The organism is Idiomarina rhizosphaerae, from assembly GCF_024159085.1.
In the GTDB taxonomy this organism is placed as follows: Bacteria; Pseudomonadota; Gammaproteobacteria; order Enterobacterales; family Alteromonadaceae; genus Idiomarina; species Idiomarina rhizosphaerae.
This window is the reverse complement of the sequence record NZ_JAMZDE010000001.1, coordinates 488,847-515,024: the sequence shown is the minus strand read 5'-3', so window position 1 is coordinate 515,024 and position 26,178 is coordinate 488,847. Positions and strand designations below refer to the sequence as shown.

The following is a 26,178-nucleotide window of genomic DNA, read 5'->3' as shown; positions in this document are numbered from 1 at the left end:
TTTTTAGAAAACTTAGGTTTTCGGCGGCTTCGTTGCCTGCCTTGAACGTGGAGCGCATTTTAGAGATTTAACTCGTCCCGTCAAGCGCTTTTAGCACCTTTCTAACTGTTTTTTCACTGACTGCGTAAAGTTTCAGCAACACGCTGCTTTTCTCGCCAAACTTAGGCCAGACATGACCTATTTACCTCTATCTGCTATAAAGGTTGTAACAGCTTTTAACTCAGGAGCACACTTATGGCAGATATCCGTAGTTACTGTGAATATGAACCAGTTATCGGTGAACGCGTTTACCTGGACCCCAGCTCGGTCATTGTCGGTAATATTACAATAGGCGATGACAGTAGCGTATGGCCTATGGTCGCAGCAAGAGGCGATGTTAACCGCATTACTATTGGTAAACGCAGCAACATTCAGGATGGAACCGTTCTTCATGTTACGCGTAAATCCAACGCCAACCCTGATGGACATCCCTTAGTTATCGGGGACGAAGTTACCGTAGGGCACCACTGCATGTTGCATGGCTGCAAACTGGGTAACCGCATATTAGTAGGCATGTCAGCCGTTATAATGGATGATGTCGTAATAGAAGATGATGTCATTATTGGAGCAGGTAGTCTGGTTCCTCCGGGCAAACGCTTAGAAAGTGGCTACTTATATGTCGGCAGCCCGGTTGAAAAGAAAAGACGCCTTAATAGTGGTGAAACGAGCTTTTTAAGCCAATCGGCACAAAACTACGTTGATTTGAAAGACGACTACCTTTTACAGGTGAGTCCAGTTTCTTAAGTTAATGGAAGCTTAGTGGAAACGACGACTTTCCAGTCGGGAGAAACTTAATAGGCCGGATAAGTCTTTTAACCGGCCAGCAATAACATGCACCACACCGTCGTGAATTTCGACAATGCCTTTTACCCAAAGTAGGTTGCTGGTCAGGAAGCATTGTCGAAATTGGCGGGCAGTATTCGCCCAGACCACCACATTGCTGTTTCCGCTTTCATCTTCCAAAGTTAAAAAAGTGACACCACTACGGGTGCCGGGCCTTTGCCGGCAGGTGACTAAGCCGGCCAGAGTCAGTACTTGCCCTGAGCGGCAGGTTATCAGGTCGCTGGCCATGACACAGTTTTTTAATTCGGGGTTATTCCTCAGCAAAGCTAATGGGTGGCGGCCTAAGGTTAACCCGGTCGATTCATAATCCGCTTTTATATTGTCCGGCTCATCAGGCGCTGGCAATTGACGGGCAGGGCGATCCTTAACATGCTCAAACAACGGCATTTGCTGATCACTTATAGACAAGCTTTGCCAATGTGCCTGATGCCGGTGTCCAGCAATACTCTTTAACGCATCGGCGCGGGCAAGGGCGTTGATATCGGAGTCCCGCAATCCGCTTTGTCGCAATTCATGCATGCTAGTGAAACCGTCCTCCGGCCTTTGCGTCAACGTATGCTTTATTCTGCTTTCGGATATGCCCTGAATTTGTCTTAAGCCCATGCGTACAGTCTCATCAGAGTTCGTATCTTCTTTAGGCAACCAACAATAGTCCCAGTCGCAGGTGTTAATATCCGCGGCTAAGAACGCTACACCGTGGCGTTGTGCGTCCTGTACCAACTGCGATGCCGAATAAAACCCCATAGGTAAACTATTCAATAAGCCCACATAAAAAGCTGCCGGGTGGTAGGTCTTAAACCAGGACGACACATAAGCTAAATTTGCAAAGCTGGCAGAATGCGACTCAGGAAAGCCATATTGCCCAAAACCACAAATTTGCCGAAACAACCGTTCAGCAAACTCCTGCTTATAACCCCGCTCCAGCATGCCGTTAATAAGCTTGTCTTCAAAGCGGGTTAAATGCCCGTTTTGCCCCCACGACGCCATTGCCCGACGAAGCTGGTCCGCCTCGCCACCGCTAAAGCCAGCCGCGACCATAGCCAGCTTAATAACCTGCTCCTGAAAAATAGGTACGCCCAGCGTTCTTTCTAATACCGACTTTACTTCGTCGCTAGGGTAATCAACCTCTTCCAGACCTGCGCGACGACGTAAAAAGGGATGTACCATGTCGCCTTGTATGGGTCCGGGGCGGACTATCGCAATTTGAATAACCAAGTCATAAAAAGTTTTGGGTTTTAATCGCGGCAACATATTCATTTGCGCACGCGACTCTATCTGAAAAATCCCCATGGAATCGGCGGTTTGCAGCTGCTGATAAACCCGGCGGTCTTCCTGCGGAATGGTAGCCATGGTCAGTTGCTGGTCATAACGCGAATTGATAAGTGCCAGCATTTTCCGCAAGGCCGTCAGCATGCCCAGCGCCAGCACGTCCACTTTTAATAAGCCCAGACTTTCGAGATCGGTTTTGTCCCACTGAATAACGGTTCTGTCCGTCATCGAGGCATTTTCTACCGGAACCAACCGTGACAAATCATCGGCAGCAATAACAAAACCCCCGACATGCTGCGACAAATGCCGGGGAGTGCCCATCAATTGCTCAGTAAATTGCAAAAGGTGCTGCCCCCGCACTGAGTTTGTGACTTCGGGGTGCTGTTGCGCTAGCTGTTGCTGCCAGTTTTGCTCTTTGTCCCGCCGGTCTAAATTGCGACGAAAATACTGCAGTTGCTGCTCACTAAAGCCCAGAGCTTTGCCAACATCACGAAATGCACTTTTAAAACGGTAGGTAATAACCGTTGCAGCCAACGCCGCGCGCTGCCGACCATACTTGCGGTAAATATACTGAATGACTTCTTCGCGGCGCTCGTGCTCAAAATCCACATCGATATCTGGAGGTTCGTTCCGTTCTTTAGAAATAAAGCGTTCAAACAACACCTGAATTTGCGCCGGGTTAACCGCGGTAATGCCCAGGCAATAGCAGACCACCGAGTTTGCTGCTGAACCGCGTCCTTGAAATAAGATCCCCTGCTCACGGGCAAAACGAACTAAGTCATGAATGGTTAAAAAGAAAGGCTCGTAGCTTTGCTCTTTTATCAGGCTAAGTTCTTTTAAGTAAAGTGCTTTTACCGACTCTGGCACACCTTGCGGATAACGCCAGCGGGCGCCTTGCTCAGTTAACAGCTTTAAGTAGCCGGAGGCACTCATACCTTCAGGAACCAGTTCGGCCGGATATTCGTAACGAAGTTCAGATAGACAAAACTGACACTGCTGAGCAATAACCAGCGTTTCGGCTAGCCACTTTTGCGGATAGCACTGTTGCAGTTCACTTAAGCTTCGCAGGTGATGCTCTGCGTTGTTACTGGCTAAGCCGGGCTGATTTGCTAAAGAGCCACCATGTTGAATCGCGTTCAGAATGTCATATAGCGGCTGTTGTTCCGTGGTTGCCATACGAACGCCACCAGCGCAGGTAACTTTCACTTTAACAGCCTGTTGCAGCTCAACCATAGCCTGAAAAGCCCTTTCGTCGTCAGCCTGATAGTGCCGCTCGTATAGTAACCAAAAGCGCTGCTGCCATACCGATTTCAACTTTTCACCAATGGCCAGAAGCTGAGCCTGAGAAAAGTCTGGCTGCCACAATAAAAGACACTGAGAGAACCCTTCGAAAAAATCATCGATGTTGGCCTGATAATGACCTTTCTCGCTGCGACTACGGAACAAAGTGATTTTTTTACAAAGCTCCGCATAGGCTTCCCGGGTTGGCGCCAGCACAACCAGCGTACCTACCTCACTTACCCTGAATTCACTACCCACAATGAGTTTAATATCCCGCGTCTTTGACTCCTGATAAGCTTTTACAATACCGGCCACTGAACATTCATCGGTTATTGCTATGGCGTTATAGCCCAGCTCATCGGCGCACATCACTAACTCATCCGGTGAAGCGGCTGAGCGCAAAAAACTGTAGTGGCTTAAACTGTGTAGCTCAGCAAAAAGGGAGGCACTTAAACCTTTGGACATATCAGCTGAACCAGCCATGTAAATACCATTGCCCGGACTCAAAGTAGAGCCAGCCCACACGCTGAAACTTGTCCCGTGCAATCCAGTAATCGCGGGCTATGTTTCCGGCGTCCCACCAACCACAAACTTTACGCTCTGGCCCGTGCCGTAGCTGCCATAAATCAATTGAAGTTAGCTGCGGAGGCTGTAACAGCCAAAGAGGCCGCTTAGGTGCCGCAGATAAAACCTGAGGTTTTTCTCCTGCAGGGCGACGAAATTCATTATAACCGGGGCGAGGGTCATCATTCATAGCCGGCGAGAACACTGCATTGTTGCCGAGCTTTGCCTGTAACCGGCCAATAAGCTGCAGTGTTTCATGCCTGTGTTGCTGCACGCCAAAAAAATGAGCATTGTACTGCTCAGACTGCAATAGCTCGTTAGCCACCAGCGTAATTTCCATAACTGCTTCAGGCAAAGGTATGGATTCCATTTTTAACTGCAGTAACGACAAAAAACTCTGACCCCGCCAGCCTGGCTCAGCTAAAGCTACGGGAACAACAGAAGGAGGTTCATTGCGATGATGCAGTTCAATACTAACCTGCTGGGTTACTTTTTGCCGCTGGTAGAGAAAATCTTCCAGCTCACTGAACAGCCTTTTTAGCGGGAACAACAACCCTTGCCAGTGAGGAATTTCTGTGACCAGATCCAGGCTTTGCCGGAAACGTTCCGGTGGAGTGAAAAAATGATAGCTTTGCTGCTGCCGCCCCTGAATTTGCTCCAGGTATAACTGTGTTTCCAGGCCCAACTGCCGGCCGACTTCATCTCCCGATAACTGTATGAGCTCTCCCAGCTGCCGAAAACCTGCGGCTTTACAATGCTTCTGTATTTTGGTTCCCAAACCGGCAGCACTAATAGGTAGCTGAGCCAGCAGCTGTGCAGACTCTTGGAGGTTTAATGAAACCGGACAGTCATATTCTGCTAATAATTGAGCTGCTAAAGGGTTGTCTGCGACTGCCAGCTGAGCCTTAATCGGCAGCGCATCAACCTCGCGGGATAAAGTATTCAATACCGCATCCATCCCGCCATACAACTGCACCAGGCTGCTCAACTCAATTGCCAGACCTTTGGGTGGATACAAAACTAACTTAGCTGCCCACTGGTAAAGTCGGGTGGCTAATTGCTGCAATACCTGCTGTTCACGCTCCGGGATATATTCAACAAGCTGTAGTTGCTCACAAAGCGATATTGCCATAACCGTCTGGATAGAAGGTTTAACCCCAACCTCCCGAGCCAGAGTATTGCATTGCACTATAACCGACTGACTACCCAGTAGCTGGTAAAGTGCCAGCGGCAGGATATTGCTGTCAGGCTGTAAGCGCACCCGGTTATCCAGTAGCAGTTGGGGGAAATGACAATATAACCACATTAGTTCAGAACAACGTTTTCCAGTGGCCAGCCCACTTTGCGTTTTAGTATGTCGAGCGTGACACCCGCTTCACAAAGCTTTAACCGTACGCGGTTAGAATAAGCCCGCGCTTCTTCATTTAAAGCGGGCTCACTCAATACCACGCCCATCTGCCCGGTTTGGGCAGCTTTATACCAACGGCGAACAGATTGAGCTGTCGTTTCTTTTTGCGCAAACCAGCCTAAAGCCAGCGCATTTTTTGTCTGCAATATCTGCTCAAACGCCCAGGCAGCTTTCTCTGCATTGGTCTGAATAACCACCTGCATAGACTCATTAAGACCATAATGGTGTAAGCCAGCAGCCGACAACCAGGCCGGAGGATTTACCCAGAAAACTGACTGCTTTTGTTGTACCGCTCGCTGTATTAATGGCAGCAATAGTGCCTGCTCCGAAAACGGAGTTTGCAACTGCCACTCATGCAACCCCGGGTATTGCCAGCCACCGCCCAGCGCTGTATCTAATGACCAAAAACCGGAGCTTAAAGTTGTTGCCTGACTATCGGTAACCTGACCATGCCAAACAAGCCCTTGCTGAATAAGAGTCTGAAGCTTTGTCTGCATAAAACCTCCAAATACTGTACATATATACAGTATCATTAATTTTTACTCGTTACCAACAGACATCATTACTGGCTTCAGTTATTATTTATCTCATTGTTTCTAATTAGGATAGGCAGCATGCTGACATCAATACTCATTCCCTTCAGAGTCGTTATTAACTTTTCATGGGGATTAATCACCACCGCTATTATTGGTGTTTCGATTATTAGTATTGGTATTTTTAAAGTGTTACTGCCTTTTAAAACACCTCAGCGAATTTGTTCTTTTTTGGGTAACGCTTTATTCAGAGTCTGGGCATACTGTATGTCAATGATGTTTCAGCTGACTCAGCGTATGGAATGGCACATTAAAGGTGACCTCGATATCCACGAAAAAGGCTGGTACATGGTTATGGCAAATCATCGCAGTTGGGTCGATGTGCTGGTGTTAATGCATTTGACTCGTCGCCACATGCCTATGCCTCGCTTCTTTTTAAAATCACAGCTTATGTGGATACCCATTATTGGCTGGGGTTGCTGGGTACTGGATATGCCTTTTATGAAACGCTACTCAAAAGAATTGCTGGAGAAAAAGCCGCACTTAAAAGGCAAAGACATTACAACAACAACGCGCTCCTGTGCCAAATTCCGCCACATTCCTACAACTGTGGTGAATTTTTGTGAAGGCACGCGCTTTACCCCGGAAAAGCACGCGAAAAAACAGAGCCCTTTTCGCAACCTGCTGCCACCTAAGGCAGGCGGTACGGCTTTCTCTTTGCAAATTATGGGCGGTCAGTTTGAAGCCATTCTGGACATTACTATTGTCTATCCGGGAACCTATAAACGCCCGGTAGTCTGGCATTTATTAAGCGGACAGCTGAAAAACGTCTATGTTGATATAAAGACACGGCCTATTACGGAAGATTTAATCGGCGATTACGCCAGTGATGAAGCTTTCAGAGCTCATTTTCAGCAATGGCTGAATCAGCGCTGGCAGGAAAAAGACCAAACCATCGACGAAATGCGTAAGGAAATTCACAGCACCCGCTAAGGGAGTTTTATAATGAACTTTGAGTTCGTAAAAGAATGGCTGGCAAAGCTCGGCATTGAAGGCAAACTACCAGAGCTTGATCTGATTGTTAGTTCGTTACTGGTTTTAATTGGCTGCTATATTTCCTATGTTGTCGCTCGTTGGCTTATCAATCACGCCATCGACCGAGTACTAAGCAAAGCACCGGAACGGTGGTACAACTCCCTGGTTAACAGCGGATTCTTCAAGCGCTGTGCTAATCTAGCTCCAATTATTGTCATTCACAATTTCATCCCGGTTCTGTTTATCGATGACTTTGAGAGCTGGCAATCGCCGCTGCGCACCGTTGTTGGTGTTTACCTCACCTGGGTTATTACGAGTATTCTCACGGCTTTAGCTAACGTCGTTTCCATTGCCTATGGCTACTCTTATAAAGCCCGTGAAGTGCCTATTACCGGTGTAATACAGGTGGCAAAATTGGTTTTGGTGCTGATGGCTATTATCATTACCGTTGCCATTGTTATGAACAAATCACCCATGTATCTGTTAAGTGGTTTTGGTGCTATGACCGCCATTTTAATGGTGATTTTCAGGGACACCTTAATGGGCTTTGTCGCCGGGGTACAACTGGCAACGAACCGTATGGTCGCGATTGGCGACTGGATAGAGCTATCCGACCATGGCGTTGATGGCACTGTGCAGGAAGTTGGCCTGATTTCGGTAAAAGTTCAGAACTGGGATAAAACCATTGTTTTCTTACCAACCTATATATTGATTCACGAGTCATTTAAAAACTGGCAGGGCATGGTTAATACCGGTGGACGCCGCATGCGTCGATCATTAATGATTGACCTGGACAGCTCCAGAATTCTGTCTGATGAGGAACTGGAAGAGGTTGCCGAAAAACACTTTAATCAATCGGCAGAGGACTGGTTGAGCGAAAACGAACTGCAAAAGCCCGTCAGTAATTTAACGGTATTTCGTGTATTTGCTAATAACTACCTGAGAAACCACAAACAGGTAAGAGAAGACCTTCTGCACATGACGCGCCTGATGCAACCAACCGCCGCCGGCATACCACTGGAAATTTATGCGTTCGCTAAAGAAACCGAATGGACAAAATATGAGGCGATACAAAGCTCTATTCTCGAGTATTTATACAGTGTTATGGCGGACTTTGGACTGAAAAATTATCAATATATGAACAATAATCAGGCCTTCTCCCAACAAAGCGAAGAAGGCGCTTATAACCCGAACAAGCCGGAATCCTGAGTTATTTCTCTAACAGGTAACCGGCTAAATCAGAAAAGTCTTCCTGGAAGTTGTCGCTGTCACGGAAACCCTGTGGCAGCATTTTGTACTTACCGTTAACAATAAAAGTTGGCGTAGCATTAACTCCTAAGTTGCTTGCCCGACGATCCATTTTAGAAGCACCCGCGCGGACAGTGAAGCTCGCCATAGCTTTATCAAACTCATCACCGGAAACACCGTTAACAATAAACACATTACGAATGTCCTGCTTGCTGGTCAGCATGCTATTTTTATTAAAGTTGTAATCAAAAATAGCCGCAGCAATTTCTTCTTCCTTATTCAGCTTTTGTGCAACCACAAAAGCCTGAGTCATGGTCTCACCCATATTACGAGGCCCCAGGAACGACACGTGAGCCTTCTTAAAAGCATCCGGGTATTCAGATTTCATTTCTTTTGCAATAGGTTCAAAGCGGTAGCAGTGCACGCAGTAAAACGAGAAAAACTCTGCAATTTCCGGCTTACTGGTTGCTTCGTCGGCTATCACTTCGTAGTGAACACCTTCTTCAAAATCCTGTGCCTGTGCGAAACCGGCGGCTACCATTAAAGCTGCCGCAAAACCCATTAACCACTTTTTCATTGTCATTTCCTGTTATCCGTTAAAACCAAGGTTCAGCGGCGCTTCATCCAGCCCCGCTAATTGTTCTTTCAGTGCCAGAATCTGCTGTTCCCAATATCGGCTTTCTGCAAACCAGGGAAACGCTCGCTGAAAGGCACTATCTTGCCACCGGCGTGATAACCATGCCATATATTGAATGATTCTGAAACTGCGCAAAGGTTCAATTAATATCAATTGCGCCATATCGAATTCGCAGAAATCTTCGTAACCAGTCAAGAGGGCATCCATCTGTAAGGTTTGCTCCTGATGCGGCCCGTTTAGCATCATCCATAAGTCCTGAACCGCAGGCCCGGAGCGACAATCATCAAAATCGACAAAAGTCAGTTGCTCTTCATACTGCAGAATATTACCAATATGGCAGTCACCATGCAGACGCTGATATTCAAAGTCCTGCAAAGGTGTAGAACGTAAGCGCTCACTTAAGGGATCAAGAATGGCAAAAAAGGCGTCTTTTAATTCCACGGGTAATAAGGCTGACCGCCGTAACTCGGCAACGGACTGTTCCACAAAACCTTCGTAATCAATGGTTTCCCGGACTTTGAACTTGCCCGCCTGAGCCACTGCGTGCATACGGCCTATTTGACGTCCCAGCCGCTCCAGTTCGTCCAGGTCGTTAGGTTCAAAGGCTCTGCCGCCAATGCTTGAATACACACAAAAGCGATAGCCTTCAAATTCGTGCAGACGTTTTCCCTGTAGCTCCAGAGCCGAAACCGCCGGAACCTCGGCTTGCGCCAGTTCCTCAACAAACTCAAGTTCTTCGTTAATTTGCTCTGTGCGCCAGCGCTGCGGCCGATAGAATTTTGCCACGTAACGTTTGCGGTCATCGTCAGCAAACTGATAAACCCGGTTTTCGTAGCTGTTAAGTGCCAGCAAGCCCGATGCAGGATACAAACCGACACTTTCTAAGGCATTAACAACCAGATCCGGCGTCAGTCCCTGAAAAGCAAAGTCCGACGCGTTCTCTGTAGAATCATTCATATAAAAAGCGGCTCTGATGCGTATTAGTTATATCCGCATTATCAACCGCTGTGACCACGAAGTAAAACTCTGTGACCTGACCTTCTAATAATGATGGTGGAACTGCTACCGTTACCGGTAATGTTCCGACTTCACCCGCAGAAACCTGTTTCGTAGAATCGCCAATTAACTCGAACTCATCAAAGCCTTTAACTTCCACGCGGTAAGTCATGTCCTGTTGCGATTTATTGACCAGCTTTAAGGTAAAGACGTTTTCAATTTGCCCTTCAATGTTTTCTCTGAACAGTTGGTTGCGATCACGTAATACATCGACTTCCAGAGGCACACGAGTTGCGACGTCCCATACCAGTACACTACTCACCACCAGAACCATAATAAAGTAGCCGATGCTCTTCATCCGCCACGGATTGGTTTTCTCTTTTTTGTTTTTCGCCGCTAAGTTACGTTCGGTGGTAAAGCGGATAAGTCCTTTTGGATAATTCATTTTATCCATAACGTCATTACAGGCATCAATACAGGCGCCACAGTCGATGCACTCGTATTGCAGACCGTTTCGGATATCGATACCGGTAGGGCATACCTGCACACACATATAGCAGTCAATGCAGTGACCTAAGCCTTTTTCAGCAGGGTCGGCCTTACGCGAGCGTGGGCCTCGGGGCTCGCCTCGTTCAGCATCATAAGACACGGTGTAAGTGTCTTTATCGAACATGGCCGACTGGAAACGTGCGTAAGGGCACATATGCGTACACATAATCTCTCGCATATAACCTGCGTTACCATAGGTGCAGAAGGCAAAGAAAAGCACGCTGAAGGTTGCCCAGAAACCAGCATCCAGAGTGAAGAAATTCAGGAAAAGTTCGCGTATGTCAGTAAAGTAACCAACAAAGGTCATTGCGGTTAATAAAGACACCAGGATCCAGCCGGTCTGTTTACCGGTTTTGCGCCAGAACTTGTCAAAGTCCATTTTGCGTTCATCCAGTTTTATACGTTTATTGCGCGGGCCTTCGAACTTTTTCTCAAACCACATGAAAATAAAGGTCCAGGTGGTTTGCGGGCACATAAACCCACACCAGACCCGACCAAAAACGGTTGTCACAAAAAATAACGCAACGGCGGCCACAATGGCGAACCAGGCAACAACAGTGAAGTCCTGCGGCCATAAAGTTAAGCCGTAAATACGGAAGCGCTGATCCATAATATCGAGCAGAACCGCTTGTTCGCCCTGGTAAGTCAGCCAGGGAATGAGAGCAAAGACGGCCAGCAGCAGAAAACCAAACCCACGTCTAAAATACTCCATGGCACCTTTGGTATCACGCACGTAAATTCGGCTGCGGGGGGAATAATTATCGTTGTGTTTCTGTCCGTCTGGACGTTGAATTTTGACTTTATCGGCAGACTGAACCGTTATTTTTTGTTCCATGAGCAATACCACATAGTGTCACGGCGAGGTGCGCACAGTATAACGGATCTTAACTGTTTGCGCAGCTCACTGGGCTGAATTAATGATGCAATCAAAAAGTATGTTACAACCAGCTTCCACGTCATGCCAGTGCGACCACTCATCGGGTGCGTGACTGACCCCATTTACAGACGGGATAAATATTAGCCCGGACTCCGTAATCTCTGTAAAAAATTGAGCATCGTGTCCTGCGCCACTGGGCATTTTCAGACACGAATAATTTCTAGCTTTGGCTTTATCTTCTATTTGTTTTGTCAGCTTTTCTGAACAGGCCTGAGGGTTCAGCCAACTCACTTGTTCGTATTCAAACTTCAAACGATGCTTACGAGCTATTGCTGACAACGCCTTGTTGCAGGAGTCTGCCAGCTCTTTCATCACATCGTTGCTCATGTCACGCCCGACAATAGTAAACACGGCTTCACCCGGCACGGTATGCGGGCTACCCGGTTTCAAATCCACCTTGCCCACGGTAATACGCGTTTTATCGGTGCCATCTTCGGCAATAATGCGCTCAATTTCGTGAGCAAAATCAGCCAGCCCCATAAAAGCGTCACTGCGCATATTCATAGGAGCAGTACCGGCGTGGTCGGCTTTACCTTTTAAGTGAACTATCCATTTAAACACCCCGGAAATGCCTTCCACTGCGCCAATGGTTATCTCTTTCTGGAACAGCACCGGCCCTTGTTCAATGTGCAGCTCGTAAAAGGCTTTTAGCCGCTCCGGAGGCCAGGCAGCGTCTAGTGCATCCATAACGTCCATGCCATGGGCGGCCATTGCGTCCTTTAAGTACACATTATCGGCATCGTGAGCCGACATAAGCCAGTCCGGATTCAGCACACCAGCAATAGCCTGAGAACCCATCATGCCACCGAATCGACCTTCTTCTTCGGCTGTACCAACCACCCATACAGGATGCGCTAATTTCACGTCATTTTCTTTGATCGAGCGCAAAACTTCGAAGCCCGCTAACACTCCGAGTGCGCCATCGAAGATCCCCCCGGCGGGAACGGTATCGAGGTGCGAGCCAGTGAGAACAGCCGGTTTTTTGCTGTAGTCGCCAATACCAAAAAACACATTACCTGCACCATCCATAAAGGTCTTGAAACCTTCGGCTTTAGCTTGCTCCATCATCCAGCGGCGGGCTTCCATATCGGCATCGGTAAAACCCCAACGGTACATACCATGGTCGGTTTCGTTATAACCAATTTTGGACAGCTCCAGCACGGATTTTTTTAAACGGTCAGCATTAATGCTCAGCATAGTCACCTCCTTTGCTTTTATTATTAAGCGTAGGACATAAACTAAGGAGCACCAAAAGCGCAAAAAAAAGCCCGCACCAAAAGGCGCGGGCAAAGGTTGCACGGGGCAAAGGGGAGCCCCTAGAGGGTTTACGACAGTTTGCGTGCAGTTAAGGCTGCATTAAGTACCGCCGCCAACTTAATTGACGATTGAATCGCTTGCGCTGAAACCTCGTGTTTCAGCAAGGTTTGTACGTGCGAGTCAATGCACATACCACAACCATTCAGTGCCGATACCGCCAGTGAGAACAACTCAAAGTCGGCTTTATCCACACCCGGGTTAGCCATTGCGTTCATGCGGAGTCCCGCAGGAAGCTTAGAAAATTGTTTATCGCTCGATAAATGCAGGAAGCGATAGTAGATGTTGTTCATTGCCATTAATGACGCTGCCGTTTTTGCGGCGGTCTTAACGTTTTCTTCAATTTTGCCTTCGGCTTCTTCTTCCACTGCCTGAGTCAACTCGTCGTCCGACAAAGTGTAAACCAGCGAAAGTGCTGTACCGTAGAACTGGTCGTTGGTTAAACCTGACTGCTCGACGTTTGAGAACAAGCTCGACAGGTTAAGTTTGGTGTCTTTACTGTGATCACCCAGTAACTGTTTGTAGTCTGCAATTGCCATACTTTACTCCTGAAATCCTTTGAAAGTGCGGAACAGGCGCCGATGGCATTGCCATCAGCGCTTAGTTTTGGGAAATAAACACCGATTAAAGGGTGTCGCCGCCCAGTGCACGGTTACAAGGACACAGTTCATCAGTCTGTAAGCCGTCTAAAATACGGACGATTTCTGCCGGGTTACGACCCACGTTCAGGTTGTTTACCGATACGTGCTGGATAACGTTATGCGGGTCAACAATGAAGGTCGCACGTAAAGCAACATTCTCAGCTTTGTCACGAACACCTAATCCGTCGACCAAAGAACCGTCGTCAGCAAAAGAATACTGGTTCAAACGGTCTAGGTCAGGGTGCTCACGGCGCCATGCCAGTTTTACAAATTCATTATCAGTACTGCCACCCATAACAACGGCGTCGCGGTCGGCGAAGTCTTCGTTCAGTTTTGCGAACTCAACAATTTCAGTTGGGCAAACGAAGGTGAAGTCTTTCGGGTAGAAGAAAATGATTTTCCACTTACCTTCAAAGCTATTGTTGTCGATAGTTTCAAAAGCGCTTTCGCCGTTTTCTTCCGGCATGTTGAACTTAGGTTTTGCCGCAATTACGCTGAATTCTGGTAATTTATCGCCTACTGTTAACATAAAATGTCTCCTTGATTGGGATTTAAAATGTATTCGTTCCTTAACGAGTCGAGAGCTAGTGTACGGACGGAGACAGATTGGATAAAACGAATAAAACGGATTATGATAATCGAAAATACCAATTAAACAGATAACGCGACGGATAATCTATGAGTAAATTGCCGAGCCTGAAAAACCTGAGTTACTTACTGGCACTGCACCAGGAACAAAACTTTAATCGTGCGGCGGCCGAATGCAATGTCAGCCAGTCGACACTAAGCAGTGGCATTCAAAATTTGGAAGAACAACTCGACTGCCAACTTATTGAGCGTGACCATAAATCCTTCCTCTTTACTGCCTTAGGCGAGGAAATTGTGGAGAAAGCACGGGACATTATCAGCGCCTCAGAAGAGCTGCTTCACTACGCGCAGGGGCAGGGCAATATTATGGAAGGGCCGTTAAGACTCGGCATTATTCCGACCATAGCCCCCTTTGTGATTGGTGAGCTCAGTAAAAACTTACAGAACAAGTTCCCTAAACTGCTGCTGCAACTTTCTGAAGATACCACACAAAACTTGCTGCACCGCCTGCGTAACGGCGAACTGGATATTCTTTTGCTGGCGCTGCCGATGGATATTCAAGGGAATCAGAAGTGGATACTGGGTCGTGACCCGTTCAAGTTAGTAGTGCATAAAGAACTGGCAGAAACCGTCGGCGAACCGGTTGACTACGATAAATTGCCTGATCGCAGTATTTTCCTGCTGGAAAAAGAACACTGCATGACCGGCCATGCGGTCGCAGCCTGCCAGCTAACAGACTCGATTAAGATGAACCCTTTTACAGCAACCAGCCTGCACAGTCTGGTACAAATGGCGGACGCCCGCTTAGGTGCTACTTTCATTCCGCAAATGGCCATTGATCAGGGTATTCTGGATAACACCGACCTTGTTTCATTAAAGCCGACAGGGCAGGAAGCCTCACGCGATATCGGCCTGGTTTACCGCCCGACCACCAGCCGCCGACAAACTTTCCGTAAAGTTGCGGAAGAAATTGCCAGACTGCTGCCGGTTAACACCCTGAACTAACGACGCCTGGCCGGTGGTAACGGATAACGATCGGCCAGACTAATACTTTCCCCGTCGGGTTTAATAACCCTGGCGTGACGACGGTTCAACTGACGCGGGTCAGTCACTCCACAAGAGTGCGCAATAATATTAACGCCATACTCCATGTATTTGTGGTAGTTAGCGACACGTACCGATTTATCTTCTGGATCAAGCCCTCTCATTAACTTAGGGTCGTCAGTAGTGACTCCTGTTGGGCAAGTATTTTTATTACACTGCATAGCCTGAATGCAACCCAACGAGAACATGAAGCCTCGCGCTGAGGTGACGAAATCGGCTCCCATAGCAATAGCCCAGGCAACATCAGCAGGTGTGATCATTTTACCGGAGACAACCACGCGAACTCGTCCATGCAGTCCCGCTGCGGTGAGCTTATCAATAAGCATAGGTAAGCTTTCCGTCACTCTCAGGCCAACGTAGTCCATTAACGGTTGTGGTGCTGCTCCGGTTCCGCCATCGGCACTGTCCAGTGTAATAAAGTCGGGAGCGTATTCTTCTCCGCGAGTCAGGATGCAGTCGATCAACTCGTCAATCCAGGACGGGTCGCCCATAACAAATTTAAAGCCAGTGGGTTTGCCGGTAATTCTGCGTACCTTTTCGATAAAATCGAGCAACTCTTCATTGTTGCTGATTTCCGGGTGCCGGTTCGGGCTTATGGCATCTTCGCCTTCTACAAGGCCACGAATTTGCGCAATTTCCTTATTCACTTTTATGCCCGGCAATATGCCGCCTTTACCCGGCTTAGCCCCCTGACTCAGCTTTATTTCAAACATTTTCACACTGTCGTGGCGACCCAGCTCAGCAAGACGATCTTCATCCAGCCGCCCTTCTTTATCACGTACCCCGAACTTCGCGGTTCCCATTTGGAAAACAATATCGCAGTGCCCCATTAAATGGTAAGGCGATAAACCGCCCTCACCAGTATTCAGCCAGCAGCCAGCCTTTGCCGCGCCCTGAGACAATGACTTAACCGCAACAGGTGACAAGGCGCCATAACTCATTCCGGACACATGAAAGTAGGAAACCGGAGAATAAGGCTTCTGACAGTAAGGGCCGATAATAACAGGCTCCGGAGAGGTCGCCTGCTCAGCCATAGGGGGATAAGGAGCGTTACTGAAAATAATGGTTCCGGTGCGGCTTAAATCCCGGGTGGAACCGAAAGCCACGTTACGGTCGGCATTTTTTGCCGCACGATAGACCCAGCTTCGTTGTGCCCGGTTAAACGGCATTTCTTCGCGATCCATAGCAAAGAAATACTGACGCATGAATTCTCCCATGCGCTCGAATAAATAGCGGAAACGCCCCACGACCGGGTAGTTATGGCGAATGGTATGCTTGTTTTGGGTTTTATCGACGACATACATAACGCCAATAGAAATCACCAACGTAATAATAGCCAAAACGAAGATGGCGGCTAACCACTGCGCTAAAGTAAGTAAGGAATCCGTGCTAAAAACGTTGCCACTCATGGGTACCTGGTACATTTTCAATAATTGATAAGGGTATTAACGGTTAAAGCGACAAACAGATCAAGCACAGTGTCATCAAAATTCTGAAGAATGACGTATACTCTAAATAATTCAATAACAAGGAGAGACCTATGTTCAATCCAAAGTTTGTTTTAACGGCAATGTTAGCAGCTTCTGTAAGCGTGACGGCCACAGCCGAAGATGTCGACACCGAACGCCATAAAGTGAGTATCAGCACACTCGCTGATGGCTTCACTAACCCCTGGGGTATGACCTTTCTTCCTGACAAAAGTATTTTAGTCACTGAGCGTTCCGGCGACATCTACTGGGTATCTGCCGACGGCAGTTATCGCGAAAAGATAAGCGGGACACCAGAGGTGGTAGCACAAGGTCAGGGCGGTATGCTGGATATTACCATTGACCCAGACTTTGATGAGAATAACTGGGTTTATATTAGCTACTCTGAAGCCGCACAGGACGGGGGGAAAGGTAATAGTACTGCGGTTATGCGTGCGAAACTTGACGATAAAAAATTTACTGAGCAGGAAGTTATTTTCCGTCAGGCACCTAAATACGAAAGCAATAACCACTTTGGTTCTCGGTTAGTCTTTTCACCTGAAGGGCACTTATACATTACTTTAGGTGACCGTTATTCACGCATGGATGACGCACAGACACTGGATAACCATCACGGTAAAGTGGTACGCATATGGCCTGATGGCAGCATCCCGGAAGACAACCCTTTTGTTAACGATGACAACGCTCTGGATGAAATCTGGTCGTACGGTCACCGCAATGTTCAGGGTGCCGATATTCATCCTGAAACGGGCGAGCTATGGACTGTTGAACACGGCCCTCAGGGCGGTGACGAGGTGAACATTCCGGAAGCCGGAAAAAATTATGGTTGGCCGGAAATTACTTATGGCGTTGATTATGGTGGTGCAATTATCAGCGAAGATGCCGTCAAAGAAGGTATGGAGCAACCCTTCTATTACTGGGTACCCTCTATTGCCACGGCCGGCGCCACATTCTACACCGGCGATGCGTTTCCAGAGTGGAAAGGCGATTTCTTTGTCGCAGCTCTGAAAAGTTCACTGGTTGCTCGCCTGGACTTGTATGAAGGTCGCATGATGCACGAAGAACGACTGTTTGAAGATGCTGTTGAAGCTCGTATTCGTGACATTAACCAGGGCCCTGACGGTTACCTCTATTTATTAACCGACCAGTCTGATGGCGCCATTATTCAAATAAAACCGGCGGATTAATTATGTTGTATTCAGCTGTATTAAAAAAACTCACTTACACGGGGCTGCCTTTATTGGCGGCCTCTTTCGTTGCGCATTCCGCAGACGTAGATGAAACCGTTGTTGTTACAGCGACACAAAGCGAAACCCCATGGCTAACCACCGCGGCCAGTATAGACCGCGTAAGCGTGGAAAATACTTTACCTTCCATGAAGATTGATGCTGGCGATGCCTTAGCCGGTGTCGCAGGTATTCAGGCGGACAGCCGCTACAACTACGCGCAGGATACACGCCTGGTAGTCCGAGGATTTGGCTCGCGAGCCGCATTTGGGGTTCGAGGTTTGCAGTTAAACGTCGACGGCATTCCATTATCTATGCCGGACGGCCAGGCACAAACTTCCAGTATTTTTCTCGACAGCATTGATTCATTGGAGGTATTGCGCGGTCCATTAGCAACGCTGTACGGTAACTCCGGTGGTGGTGTGGTTGAGTGGTTCAGCCGCAAGCCAACAGAAACCGCGTTGGAATGGGGCGGACAGTTCAGCGAAAATGACACTCAGCGGTACAATGTTAATGCCCAATGGGCAACCAACACTAATCAGCTGCAAATTTTAGCCTCAGATTTTCAGACCGACGGCCCTCGCCGACACAACTCTGCTGAGCGCCAGCAACAGGCAATACGTTGGTACCATCAGTGGGATGACCAGAACCGTTTTGTTATTCGTTACGACAATAACGATGCGCCATTACTACAAGACCCAAGTGCACTAACGCCTGAAGACTGGCGCGAAGATCCGACTCAGACAGTACAACGGGCAATTGATTTCAACACGCGAAAAGATATTCACCACCGGCAGGGATCGTTTAGCTGGTTTCACGAACGCGCCAACGGTGAGGGGTTACTCTCGCTGTGGCAGGGTGACCGCGATATTGAGCAGTTTCTACCGTTCGCCGGTGACGACACAACAAGCTCGGGCGCGGTCATTGATGTTTCTCGTCAGTTTGAAGGCGCTCATGCGCGCTGGCGTCAACGCGGAGTTAACTGGTCAGCAACCGTGGGGGCGCAATTAGAACGCCAGCAAGATCACCGCTTTGGTTATGTGAATGACAACGGTGAAAAAGGAGACTTGCGCCGCAACGAGTTTAACTGGATTGAAAATGCATCGGCTTATCTGCGTTTTCAGTGGCAGTTGTCAGAAGAGCTTTCAGCAACAGGCGGGGTTCGTTACAGCGACATCAATTATGAGGTAGAAGACTATTTTACCGAACTGGATAATTCCGATGACAGCGGCAGCAGCGACTTTAGTGAGACCACCGCAGCGGTTTCAGTTACCTGGCAGTTTTTACCAACCTCAGCGACTTACCTGAGTCTCGGACAGGGTTTTGAAACGCCGACACTGACTGAGCTGGCATACCGCAATCAGGGCTCGGGTCTGAACCGCGAACTGGGTCCGTCCACGAATGATCAGTGGGAATGGGGTATCAAACACCAACTACCACAAGACTGGCGTCTGCATTTTGCGTTCTTCGGTATTAAAAGTGAAGACGAAATACTGGTGGATCAATCAAACGACGGTCGCACAACCTACCGCAATGCGTCGGAAACCTCGCGTGAAGGTGCTGAACTGAGTATTAACGGCGCATTAACGCAACAGTTAGATTTACTACTGTCATACAGCTATATAGATGCGACCTTTGATAAGGGTCCATTGCAGGGGAATCAGTTGCCCGGCGTAGCAAAAAGTCAGGGGTATTTACGTCTTAATTGGCAGCCCACAGAACAGTGGCTGGTTCAGTTAGCCGGCCAGTACCGTAACGAGACACCGGTAAATGATGGAAACGATACCTTTGCGCCGTCTTATACGACCTGGGATATTGCAGTAAGTCGTGATTGGCAATGGTCTAGGAGTCAGCTGGATGTGTGGGTACGGGTTGATAACATTACCGACAAAGACTACGTAGGAGCTGTTGTGGTTAATCAGGGCAGCGGACGTTCATTTGAACCTGCAGTAGGCCGGCAGGCAAGCGTCGGCATTAGTTGGCGCCGACGCTTTTAAGCCAAATTACAGGCTGGCTCTTAACACATCGAGCAGGCGCTGTGCCGTCTGCTCAGATGAGCCGGGGTTCTGGCCTGTAATCAGCATACCGTCCTGTACCGCGTATGATTCCCAGTCATCAACTTTACGATAATGGCCGCCTTTGGCGGTCAGTTCATCTTCAAGTAGGAAAGGAACCACTTCGGTAAGCTCAACTGCAGCTTCTTCGCTGTTACTAAAGCCAGTTACCGTGCGTCCCTGGACAATCGGGTCACCACTTGGTGATTTAGCATTTAACAACACGGCTGGGGCATGACAGACCGCAGCAACGGGTTTACCCTGACTCCAGAAGTGCTCAATCAGCTTAATGGAGTGCTCGTTATTGGTTAAATCCCATAATGGACCGTGACCACCCGGATAGAAAATTGCATCGAAACCTTCCGGATCGACTTCATCCAGCTTGCAGGTGGTTTTCAATTTATGCTGCGCCGTTTCGTCTTTATCAAAGCGTTCTGTTGCTTCGGTTTGCGCATCGGGGGTCGTGCTGTTTGGATCAATCGGCGGCTTACCACCTTTAGGCGACGCCAGAGTGACTTCCACACCAGAATCGGTAAAGACATAGTACGGAGCTGCAAACTCTTCTACCCAAAAACCCGTCTTATGGTCTGTGTCACCGAGTTTGTCGTGTGAGGTTAATACCATTAATACTTTCACTTAGTACTCCCGTTAAATGATTCAAAAACTTAGTATAGACTACGCGATAAAACGCGCGTTTGATCACTCGCCATGCTGTTCCAGCCAACGGTATAAGGTGCGCCTTGTTACTCCGAGAATTTCGGCCGCTTTAGATTTATTTCCTTCAGCATGCGTCAGTACCTTACGAATGTACTGATTCTGATATTCATCCAGAGTCGGCCACTCGGTGCCATACTCCACGTCGGGCTCATGCTCACTATCCAGGATTCTTTGCGGTAAATCTTCAACCGCTATTTTATCGTCTCTGGAAAAGGTAAAGGCACGTTCAATAGCATTCTGTAATTCACGTACGTTGCCCGGAAAGCGGTAGCGATAAAGCTGTTCCAGTGCAGCCGGAGAAATGCTGCGAACCGGCTTATCGCTGTTATTCTGCAACTGCTGCAGGAAGAAATTAGCTAAACGTTCAATATCTTCTCCCCGTTCCCGCAGCGGTGGTACCCGTAAGCTAAAGGTTTCCAGACGGTAAAATAAGTCCTGCCGAAAACGTCCGTCTTCTACCTGTTGCTCTAAGTCCTGGTGGGTCGCAGCCAGGATCCGGACATTCACCGTTTCTTCTTCGTCGCTGCCCACGGCGCGAATCGTGCCTTCCTGCAATACACGTAGCAGTTTAGCCTGCAACGCCATTGGCATTTCACCAATTTCGTCCAGCAACAAAGTACCACCGTCGGCCTGCTTAAGCAGACCCTGACGTTTTTTCTGAGCACCGGTAAACGCGCCAGCTGCATGACCAAAGAATTCACTTTCCATTAAATCGGCAGGAATGCCTGCGCAGTTCACCGCCTGAAAGCTCTGTTCAGCACGGTCACTTAATTGATGCAAAGCCTTAGCCACCAACTCTTTACCCGTACCGCTTTCACCGGTAATTAACACGCTGCCGTCTGCCGGAGCAATGCGCTCTATCTGGTCATACAGTTTACGCATTGACGGGCTTTGTCCGACTAAGCCCCCGGGGCCTTTTTGTTGCTGGCGATACCGTTTAAGCTCCCGCTGCAATGAACGATGTTCTAAGATCCGTTTGACGCTAAGCAATAAATGCTCAACATCCAGCGGCTTGGTTAGAAAGTCATCGGCTCCTTGTTTTAGGGCATCAACCGCCTGATCAACCGTACCAAAAGCAGTAATCAATAACAGCGCAGGCGAGTTATCTTCATTTTTTAAACTTTCCAGTAAAGACAGACCTGACAGCCCCGGTAAGCGGATATCGCTGATAACTAAATCCAATGGCGTTACCGACTTTTTAAAGGCTTCAATACTTCCCCAAGCGGTAACTTTATAGCCTTCAGCCTCAAGCTCTTCAACCAGCAGTTCCTGCAGAGCCGGATCATCCTCAATAACGCCTATCATGGCTTTTGCTGCGGTCATTCGCTACCTCCTTTAATAACGGTTTGCCGAAGGCATTGCGCGGGTAAACTCAAGGTGACTCGACAACCACCATTGGGGTTATTTGTTAACGACAGTTCCCCATTATGATCATTCAATACGTGTTTAACTATGGTTAAACCAAGCCCGGTACCTTTGCCCTGAGGTTTATTGGTTTCAAAAGGCTGCAAGGCTTTATCTTTCATAGACTCGGGCAAACCTTCACCGTCGTCATCAATGGTGATAATAATGCCTTCACCGGCATACTCAGCTGCCACCGAAACTTCCGATACAGCCGCCTGCAAACCATTGCGAAGAACATTCACCAACGCCAGTTCCAGTCGCTTGATATCCACTTTCAGAATAACGTCGACAAGCTCCTTAATTACCACTTTCGCCGACCCTTTATCCTGCTCAAACTCTATGCTGGTCATGGCTGTTGCTATCAGCTCACGTAAAGAAATGGCCTCGCGCTGCTGTACAGGCGTACGGGAAAATGCCAGCAACTGATTGACCAGCCCGGTTAACCGCTGCACCTGGCCTCTTACCGCTTTTAGCTGGCGCTGACTGTCTTCATCTTTATGGTTGCGCAATAAGCGGCTGGCGCGTCCGTCAATAACAGTAAGCGGAGCACCCAACTCATGCGCAACACCACTAGCAACGCTACCAATAGCCGCCATTTTTTCCTGCTCTCGTAGCGCCTGCTGCAGAGAGGCCTCGTGTTCTCGACGTTGCTCAAGCTCTTGCTCAGCCTCAGTGATACTATCGAGCATACGGTTGAAACCCTGCGCAACCTCCTTCAATTCTGACGGACCAGCCGGTGTAACCCGCGTACTACGGTTCCCTTCAGCCACCCGTAACATGGCGTCCTTAAGTGCCACCACATGCCGCCCAACACCTCGGTAATGACCAAACACCAGCACCGCAATAGTAATTAAGCCGAACGCCGCCCAGCTCAGCCAGGCGTACTGGCTTAAGGTTTCAAAAGACTCATCAAAGTCACTGGCTCGCCGGTTTATCTGCAATAAACCAATAATGCGACCACCACGATCAACAATAGGCAGGAATTGAGAAAAGACATCGCGGCCTTCCACTCGACGATAATCGTCCTGTTTTATTCCGGTCTGAACGGTTTGCAGCGCCAGCTGACTGTTGCTTAAGTCAGTTTCAGTAATGCCCGCTTCAGCCACCTGCTGCCCATACACGTTATAAACTGATGCACCATAAACCCGACCAATATTAAACACAGAATCCAGGTTAGCCTGTACTGTGGACAAGTCGTTATTCAACAAGGCGTCGCTTATAGGCAAGCTAATGGCTCGCCCGAGAAGCTCTAAGTCACTTTTTAGCCGCTCATTGGCCTCATCAGAAGCAACCTGTAACCCGACACTTATCGCTACACCAGAAATCAATAACATCGGCATAACGACATAAACCAGAAGCCGTCTTTGCAGACTGGATAGTGGCCAACTGTATCTTTTTGTCACACTACCTCCTTTAACTGTGTACTAAGGATACACATTTTTTGATTGGTTTTCTCGGCGCAGACTTCGCAAGAACAAAAACCTATAAAAATCAGACAATTGAAAAGTTGGCACAGTCTTCGCTTTAGTTAGAGCGTAAGTAAAACCGATAAATTCATCTAGGAGATTATCATGCAAAAGACAATTATCGCATTAGCAACAGTATTCGCACTGGGTAGCACAGTAGCAGTAGCTCAGGAACAACAAGCTCAGGAGCCTATGGCGCAGCAGCAACAAACTCAGGAAATTTCTGAGGGTATGCTGGTAAAATTTGTAACCGCTATGGAAGATGTTCAGGGCGTTACTGAAAAATACCGCGACCAGTTCCAGCAAGCTGAAAACCAGGAAGAAGCTCGTGAGATTCAACAGTCTGCACAGGAAGAAATGATTGCAGCAGTTGAAAACGCGGGTCTGACTCCACAAGAGTACAACATGATCATTCAGCAGGCGCAAAACGACGAAGAACTTCGTGGCCGCTTAGAAGAGCTGACTGGTGACGAAAACTCTTAATCGATTTATTCGATTGTCGCTTAAGAAGGCAGCCTTTTGGCTGCCTTTTTTGATCATCTCTCCTATGCTTTACGTAGGCCTAACTAGAAGAATATTCTTTAACGCAAGGAGAAAGCGAAGTGAAAGCATCCGATTTATTCGTAAAAGCACTTGAAAACGAGGGTGTGAAGTACATTTTCGGCATTCCCGGCGAAGAAAACCTGGACTTACTTGAGTCCCTCTCAAAATCCAGCATTGAGCTAATTTTAACCCGCCACGAACAGGGCGCAGGTTTCATGGCCGCCACTTATGGTCGTCTGACCGGCAAACCCGGGGTATGCCTTTCTACCTTAGGGCCGGGTGCAACCAATCTGGTTACACCGGTGGCCTACGCACAACTCGGCGCTATGCCTATGGTTGTGGTTACCGGACAAAAACCCATAAAGGAACGGCATCAAGGTCAGTTTCAGATCATTGATGTAGTGGATATGATGACGCCTATTACCAAATACACTCAGGCGATTATTAGCGCCAGCAGTATTCCGGCGCACATCCGTGAAGCTTTCCGTCGCGCTGAAGATGAACGCCCTGGCGCTTCTCACCTGGAGCTCTCGGATGACATCAGCCGCGAAGAGGTCAGCAGCCTTCCGATAGAAGCCAGTCATTCGCGCCGTCCCATTACCGAGCATAAATCGGTTCGCCACGTGCTGCAACTGCTGCGCGAAGCAAAACACCCGGTACTGCTCATAGGGGCTGCTGCCAACCGGAAAATTACAGCCAAAATGCTGCGCGCATTTGTCGATAAAACCGGTATTCCCTTTATTACCACACAAATGGGTAAGGGCGTTATTAACGAAGACCACCCACGCTGGCTTGGTAATGCGGCGGTTTCCGATGGCGATTACCCACACCGCGCCATCGAAAAATCTGACCTGATTCTTAATGTCGGCCACGACGTGGTGGAAAAGCCGCCCTTTATGATGAAAACCGGCGACAACGATAATCGTAAAGTTATACATATTAATTTTCAGGGTGCCCAGGTTGACTCAGTTTACTTCCCTCATGCCAGCATGATCGGCGATATTGGCAACAGTATCTGGCAGTTAAAAGAAGGGATTGAGCCACAAAGCCACTGGGACTTCGACTTCATGCTGAAAGTTCGCGATCACATGCGCGACCATACTGATGAAGGCGCTCATGACGACAGCTTTCCGATGTTACCGCAGCGTCTGGTCGAAGATGTGCGTGAAGCGATGCCGGATGACGGTGTCATTGCGCTGGATAACGGCATCTACAAAATTTGGTTTGCGCGTAATTACCCGGCTCGCCAGCCAAATACGGTACTGCTGGACAATGCCCTTGCCTCAATGGGTGCAGGCTTACCGTCGGCCATGGCCGCGAAGCTGGTTAATCCGGAAAAGAAAGTCATGGCAATATGCGGTGACGGCGGTTTTATGATGAACTCTCAGGAGCTTGAAACCGCTGTGCGCATGGGGCTGGATATTGTTGTCGTTATCTTAAACGACAGCGGCTATGGCATGATCAAGTGGAAGCAGCAGCATATGAAACTGAGCGACTACGGCTTAGATTTCGATAACCCGGATTTTGTGAAATATGCAGAGTCTTACGGCGCTAACGGTTACCGTTTAGATAAAACCGAAAATTTGATACCGCTATTAAAAGACTGCCTGAACAAACCCGGTGTTCATCTGATTGATGTACCCGTGGATTATTCACAAAATGACCGACTGCTGAACGAGGAAATCCCCGAACGCAGCCGCGCCATTAAAGATATTTAAGTGCGATTAGGATCAGTATCCGCGAAATAAGGGTAGTCGTTTAACTTGTCGACAAAAGCCTGAAGTCGCGGATACTTATCCAAATTAAAACGCTCACGGAAAAGTCCCCAGCTTAGGAAACAACCCAACCTCAGTTCACCATCACTAAAAGGGTGCGGGCCTTCATAAGCCACCGCGTGCTCTTTATCTTCCATTAGCTGCAATATGTCATCGATGCGCTGCTTCTGGCGTTTAACATACTTAACACTGTCCGCTGTTACGCCTTCTCTCTCAAGCAAAAACACGTTAATTGCCGAATCCATTGCCGTATTGACCAGACAATACTGATCAAAATCTTTTACATCGGCAAAGAAGCGCTCATCCGCTTTTTCCCGGACGTATTTGAGAATGCTGGTAGAATCGTGCAGGCGCAAGTCATTGTGGTGAAGAAAGGGAACCTTTTTCGCCGGGCTTAATTTGGCACTGGTTTCAAAATCCGTTTCGGTAAATGAAAACTTTGTCTTGGTCTCAAGCAAAGCAATACGGCAATGTCTTACGAACGGCGAGGTATAACTTCCGAACAATTCCATGATCTTCT

22 protein-coding genes are annotated in these 26,178 nt (G+C 48.2%); 8 read left to right on the top strand and 14 right to left on the bottom strand.

Annotation, left to right across the window (positions count from 1 at the left end; all coding sequences use genetic code 11):
- The first annotated feature begins 234 nt into the window (after nt 1–234).
- Complete coding sequence (locus NJR55_RS02435) at nt 235–783, top strand: gamma carbonic anhydrase family protein (RefSeq protein ID WP_253617513.1); 549 nt, start codon at nt 235–237, stop codon at nt 781–783.
- A 12-nt stretch (nt 784–795) separates the two neighbouring features.
- Here the strand turns inward: NJR55_RS02435 and NJR55_RS02430 are convergent, their stop codons facing one another.
- The 3 genes from NJR55_RS02430 to NJR55_RS02420 are packed head-to-tail and all read right to left on the bottom strand — an operon-like array spanning nt 796 to nt 5,901.
- Nucleotides 796–3,915: an error-prone DNA polymerase gene (locus NJR55_RS02430; protein WP_253617512.1), complete on the bottom strand. Its 3,120-nt coding sequence runs from the start codon at nt 3,913–3,915 to the stop codon at nt 796–798.
- Nucleotides 3,899–5,302 (bottom strand): Y-family DNA polymerase, encoded by a 1,404-nt coding sequence (locus NJR55_RS02425; protein WP_253617510.1) that lies wholly within the window; start codon nt 5,300–5,302, stop codon nt 3,899–3,901. Before NJR55_RS02425 ends, NJR55_RS02430 begins: the two co-directional genes overlap by 17 nt.
- Nucleotides 5,302–5,901 carry an ImuA family protein gene (locus NJR55_RS02420; RefSeq protein ID WP_253617509.1) on the bottom strand — a complete coding sequence of 200 codons (600 nt, stop codon included), beginning with the start codon at nt 5,899–5,901 and terminating at the stop codon, nt 5,302–5,304. The genes NJR55_RS02425 and NJR55_RS02420 overlap by 1 nt, the downstream gene beginning before the upstream one ends.
- Before the next feature lie 117 nt (nt 5,902–6,018).
- Here NJR55_RS02420 and NJR55_RS02415 point away from each other — a divergent pair, with 117 nt between their 5' ends.
- Nucleotides 6,019–6,930: an acyltransferase gene (locus NJR55_RS02415; protein WP_253617507.1), complete on the top strand. Its 912-nt coding sequence runs from the start codon at nt 6,019–6,021 to the stop codon at nt 6,928–6,930.
- Nucleotides 6,931–6,942: 12 nt separating this feature from the next.
- A complete protein-coding gene (locus NJR55_RS02410) occupies nt 6,943–8,181 on the top strand; it encodes a mechanosensitive ion channel family protein (protein ID WP_253617505.1) in 1,239 nt (412 codons plus the stop codon).
- A 1-nt stretch (nt 8,182) separates the two neighbouring features.
- On the opposite strand, the gene NJR55_RS02405 is transcribed toward NJR55_RS02410, so the two are convergent.
- From NJR55_RS02405 to NJR55_RS02380, 6 genes are all read right to left on the bottom strand, one after another.
- The gene (locus tag NJR55_RS02405; protein ID WP_253617503.1) at nt 8,183–8,797 is read right to left on the bottom strand and encodes a thiol:disulfide interchange protein DsbA/DsbL; all 615 of its coding nucleotides are present in this window, start codon (nt 8,795–8,797) and stop codon (nt 8,183–8,185) included.
- A 12-nt stretch (nt 8,798–8,809) separates the two neighbouring features.
- Nucleotides 8,810–9,814, bottom strand: a complete 1,005-nt coding sequence (locus tag NJR55_RS02400) for a serine/threonine protein kinase (RefSeq protein WP_253617501.1) — start codon at nt 9,812–9,814, stop codon at nt 8,810–8,812.
- Nucleotides 9,807–11,237: a cytochrome c oxidase accessory protein CcoG gene (gene ccoG / locus NJR55_RS02395; RefSeq protein WP_253617499.1), complete on the bottom strand. Its 1,431-nt coding sequence runs from the start codon at nt 11,235–11,237 to the stop codon at nt 9,807–9,809. Before ccoG ends, NJR55_RS02400 begins: the two co-directional genes overlap by 8 nt.
- Nucleotides 11,238–11,303: 66 nt before the next feature.
- Nucleotides 11,304–12,536, bottom strand: coding sequence for a Zn-dependent hydrolase (locus NJR55_RS02390; RefSeq protein ID WP_253617497.1), 1,233 nt, complete (start codon nt 12,534–12,536; stop codon nt 11,304–11,306).
- A gap of 128 nt (nt 12,537–12,664) precedes the next feature.
- Nucleotides 12,665–13,192, bottom strand: a complete 528-nt coding sequence (locus NJR55_RS02385; RefSeq protein WP_253617495.1) for a carboxymuconolactone decarboxylase family protein — start codon at nt 13,190–13,192, stop codon at nt 12,665–12,667.
- Nucleotides 13,193–13,277: 85 nt separating this feature from the next.
- A complete protein-coding gene (locus NJR55_RS02380) occupies nt 13,278–13,823 on the bottom strand; it encodes a peroxiredoxin (protein ID WP_011235799.1) in 546 nt (181 codons plus the stop codon).
- A gap of 149 nt (nt 13,824–13,972) precedes the next feature.
- Here NJR55_RS02380 and NJR55_RS02375 point away from each other — a divergent pair, with 149 nt between their 5' ends.
- Nucleotides 13,973–14,887: a hydrogen peroxide-inducible genes activator gene (locus NJR55_RS02375; protein WP_253617493.1), complete on the top strand. Its 915-nt coding sequence runs from the start codon at nt 13,973–13,975 to the stop codon at nt 14,885–14,887.
- On the opposite strand, the gene NJR55_RS02370 is transcribed toward NJR55_RS02375, so the two are convergent.
- Nucleotides 14,884–16,395, bottom strand: coding sequence for an FMN-binding glutamate synthase family protein (locus NJR55_RS02370; RefSeq protein ID WP_253617491.1), 1,512 nt, complete (start codon nt 16,393–16,395; stop codon nt 14,884–14,886). The genes NJR55_RS02375 and NJR55_RS02370 overlap by 4 nt on opposite strands.
- 131 nt (nt 16,396–16,526) lie before the next feature.
- On the opposite strand from NJR55_RS02370, the gene NJR55_RS02365 reads away from it, so the two are divergent.
- Nucleotides 16,527–17,660 (top strand): PQQ-dependent sugar dehydrogenase, encoded by a 1,134-nt coding sequence (locus NJR55_RS02365; RefSeq protein ID WP_253617490.1) that lies wholly within the window; start codon nt 16,527–16,529, stop codon nt 17,658–17,660.
- 2 nt (nt 17,661–17,662) lie between these two features.
- Nucleotides 17,663–19,696, top strand: coding sequence for a TonB-dependent receptor family protein (locus NJR55_RS02360; RefSeq protein ID WP_253617488.1), 2,034 nt, complete (start codon nt 17,663–17,665; stop codon nt 19,694–19,696).
- Nucleotides 19,697–19,702: 6 nt separating this feature from the next.
- Here the strand turns inward: NJR55_RS02360 and NJR55_RS02355 are convergent, their stop codons facing one another.
- From NJR55_RS02355 to NJR55_RS02345, 3 genes are all read right to left on the bottom strand, one after another.
- Nucleotides 19,703–20,389 (bottom strand): type 1 glutamine amidotransferase domain-containing protein, encoded by a 687-nt coding sequence (locus tag NJR55_RS02355; RefSeq protein WP_253617487.1) that lies wholly within the window; start codon nt 20,387–20,389, stop codon nt 19,703–19,705.
- A 63-nt stretch (nt 20,390–20,452) separates the two neighbouring features.
- Complete coding sequence (locus NJR55_RS02350; RefSeq protein WP_253617485.1) at nt 20,453–21,793, bottom strand: sigma-54-dependent transcriptional regulator; 1,341 nt, start codon at nt 21,791–21,793, stop codon at nt 20,453–20,455.
- Entirely contained in the window at nt 21,790–23,277 is a 1,488-nt protein-coding gene (locus tag NJR55_RS02345; protein ID WP_253617483.1) for a sensor histidine kinase, read from the bottom strand. Before NJR55_RS02345 ends, NJR55_RS02350 begins: the two co-directional genes overlap by 4 nt.
- Before the next feature lie 168 nt (nt 23,278–23,445).
- Here NJR55_RS02345 and NJR55_RS02340 point away from each other — a divergent pair, with 168 nt between their 5' ends.
- Together NJR55_RS02340 and NJR55_RS02335 are read left to right on the top strand one after the other, a co-directional pair.
- Nucleotides 23,446–23,823 (top strand): DUF4168 domain-containing protein, encoded by a 378-nt coding sequence (locus NJR55_RS02340; protein ID WP_253617482.1) that lies wholly within the window; start codon nt 23,446–23,448, stop codon nt 23,821–23,823.
- A 119-nt stretch (nt 23,824–23,942) separates the two neighbouring features.
- The gene (locus NJR55_RS02335) at nt 23,943–25,601 is read left to right on the top strand and encodes an acetolactate synthase large subunit (RefSeq protein ID WP_253617480.1); all 1,659 of its coding nucleotides are present in this window, start codon (nt 23,943–23,945) and stop codon (nt 25,599–25,601) included.
- Here the strand turns inward: NJR55_RS02335 and NJR55_RS02330 are convergent.
- Nucleotides 25,598–26,170: a glutathione S-transferase family protein gene (locus tag NJR55_RS02330; RefSeq protein WP_253617479.1), complete on the bottom strand. Its 573-nt coding sequence runs from the start codon at nt 26,168–26,170 to the stop codon at nt 25,598–25,600. The two genes, NJR55_RS02335 and NJR55_RS02330, sit on opposite strands and share 4 nt — an antisense overlap.
- Between the last annotated feature and the right edge of the window lie 8 nt (nt 26,171–26,178).

Bases quoted from the DNA above. Each gene is read 5' to 3' on its own strand.
- NJR55_RS02435 (WP_253617513.1), top strand. From the start codon at position 235: ATGGCAGATATCCGTAGTTACTGTGAATATGAACCAGTTATCGGTGAA.
- NJR55_RS02430 (WP_253617512.1), bottom strand. From the start codon at position 3,915: ATGGCTGGTTCAGCTGATATGTCCAAAGGTTTAAGTGCCTCCCTTTTT.
- NJR55_RS02425 (WP_253617510.1), bottom strand. From the start codon at position 5,302: ATGTGGTTATATTGTCATTTCCCCCAACTGCTACTGGATAACCGGGTG.
- NJR55_RS02420 (WP_253617509.1), bottom strand. From the start codon at position 5,901: ATGCAGACAAAGCTTCAGACTCTTATTCAGCAAGGGCTTGTTTGGCAT.
- NJR55_RS02415 (WP_253617507.1), top strand. From the start codon at position 6,019: ATGCTGACATCAATACTCATTCCCTTCAGAGTCGTTATTAACTTTTCA.
- NJR55_RS02410 (WP_253617505.1), top strand. From the start codon at position 6,943: ATGAACTTTGAGTTCGTAAAAGAATGGCTGGCAAAGCTCGGCATTGAA.
- NJR55_RS02405 (WP_253617503.1), bottom strand. From the start codon at position 8,797: ATGAAAAAGTGGTTAATGGGTTTTGCGGCAGCTTTAATGGTAGCCGCC.
- NJR55_RS02400 (WP_253617501.1), bottom strand. From the start codon at position 9,814: ATGAATGATTCTACAGAGAACGCGTCGGACTTTGCTTTTCAGGGACTG.
- ccoG (WP_253617499.1), bottom strand. From the start codon at position 11,237: ATGGAACAAAAAATAACGGTTCAGTCTGCCGATAAAGTCAAAATTCAA.
- NJR55_RS02390 (WP_253617497.1), bottom strand. From the start codon at position 12,536: ATGCTGAGCATTAATGCTGACCGTTTAAAAAAATCCGTGCTGGAGCTG.
- NJR55_RS02385 (WP_253617495.1), bottom strand. From the start codon at position 13,192: ATGGCAATTGCAGACTACAAACAGTTACTGGGTGATCACAGTAAAGAC.
- NJR55_RS02380 (WP_011235799.1), bottom strand. From the start codon at position 13,823: ATGTTAACAGTAGGCGATAAATTACCAGAATTCAGCGTAATTGCGGCA.
- NJR55_RS02375 (WP_253617493.1), top strand. From the start codon at position 13,973: ATGAGTAAATTGCCGAGCCTGAAAAACCTGAGTTACTTACTGGCACTG.
- NJR55_RS02370 (WP_253617491.1), bottom strand. From the start codon at position 16,395: ATGAGTGGCAACGTTTTTAGCACGGATTCCTTACTTACTTTAGCGCAG.
- NJR55_RS02365 (WP_253617490.1), top strand. From the start codon at position 16,527: ATGTTCAATCCAAAGTTTGTTTTAACGGCAATGTTAGCAGCTTCTGTA.
- NJR55_RS02360 (WP_253617488.1), top strand. From the start codon at position 17,663: ATGTTGTATTCAGCTGTATTAAAAAAACTCACTTACACGGGGCTGCCT.
- NJR55_RS02350 (WP_253617485.1), bottom strand. From the start codon at position 21,793: ATGACCGCAGCAAAAGCCATGATAGGCGTTATTGAGGATGATCCGGCT.
- NJR55_RS02340 (WP_253617482.1), top strand. From the start codon at position 23,446: ATGCAAAAGACAATTATCGCATTAGCAACAGTATTCGCACTGGGTAGC.
- NJR55_RS02330 (WP_253617479.1), bottom strand. From the start codon at position 26,170: ATGGAATTGTTCGGAAGTTATACCTCGCCGTTCGTAAGACATTGCCGT.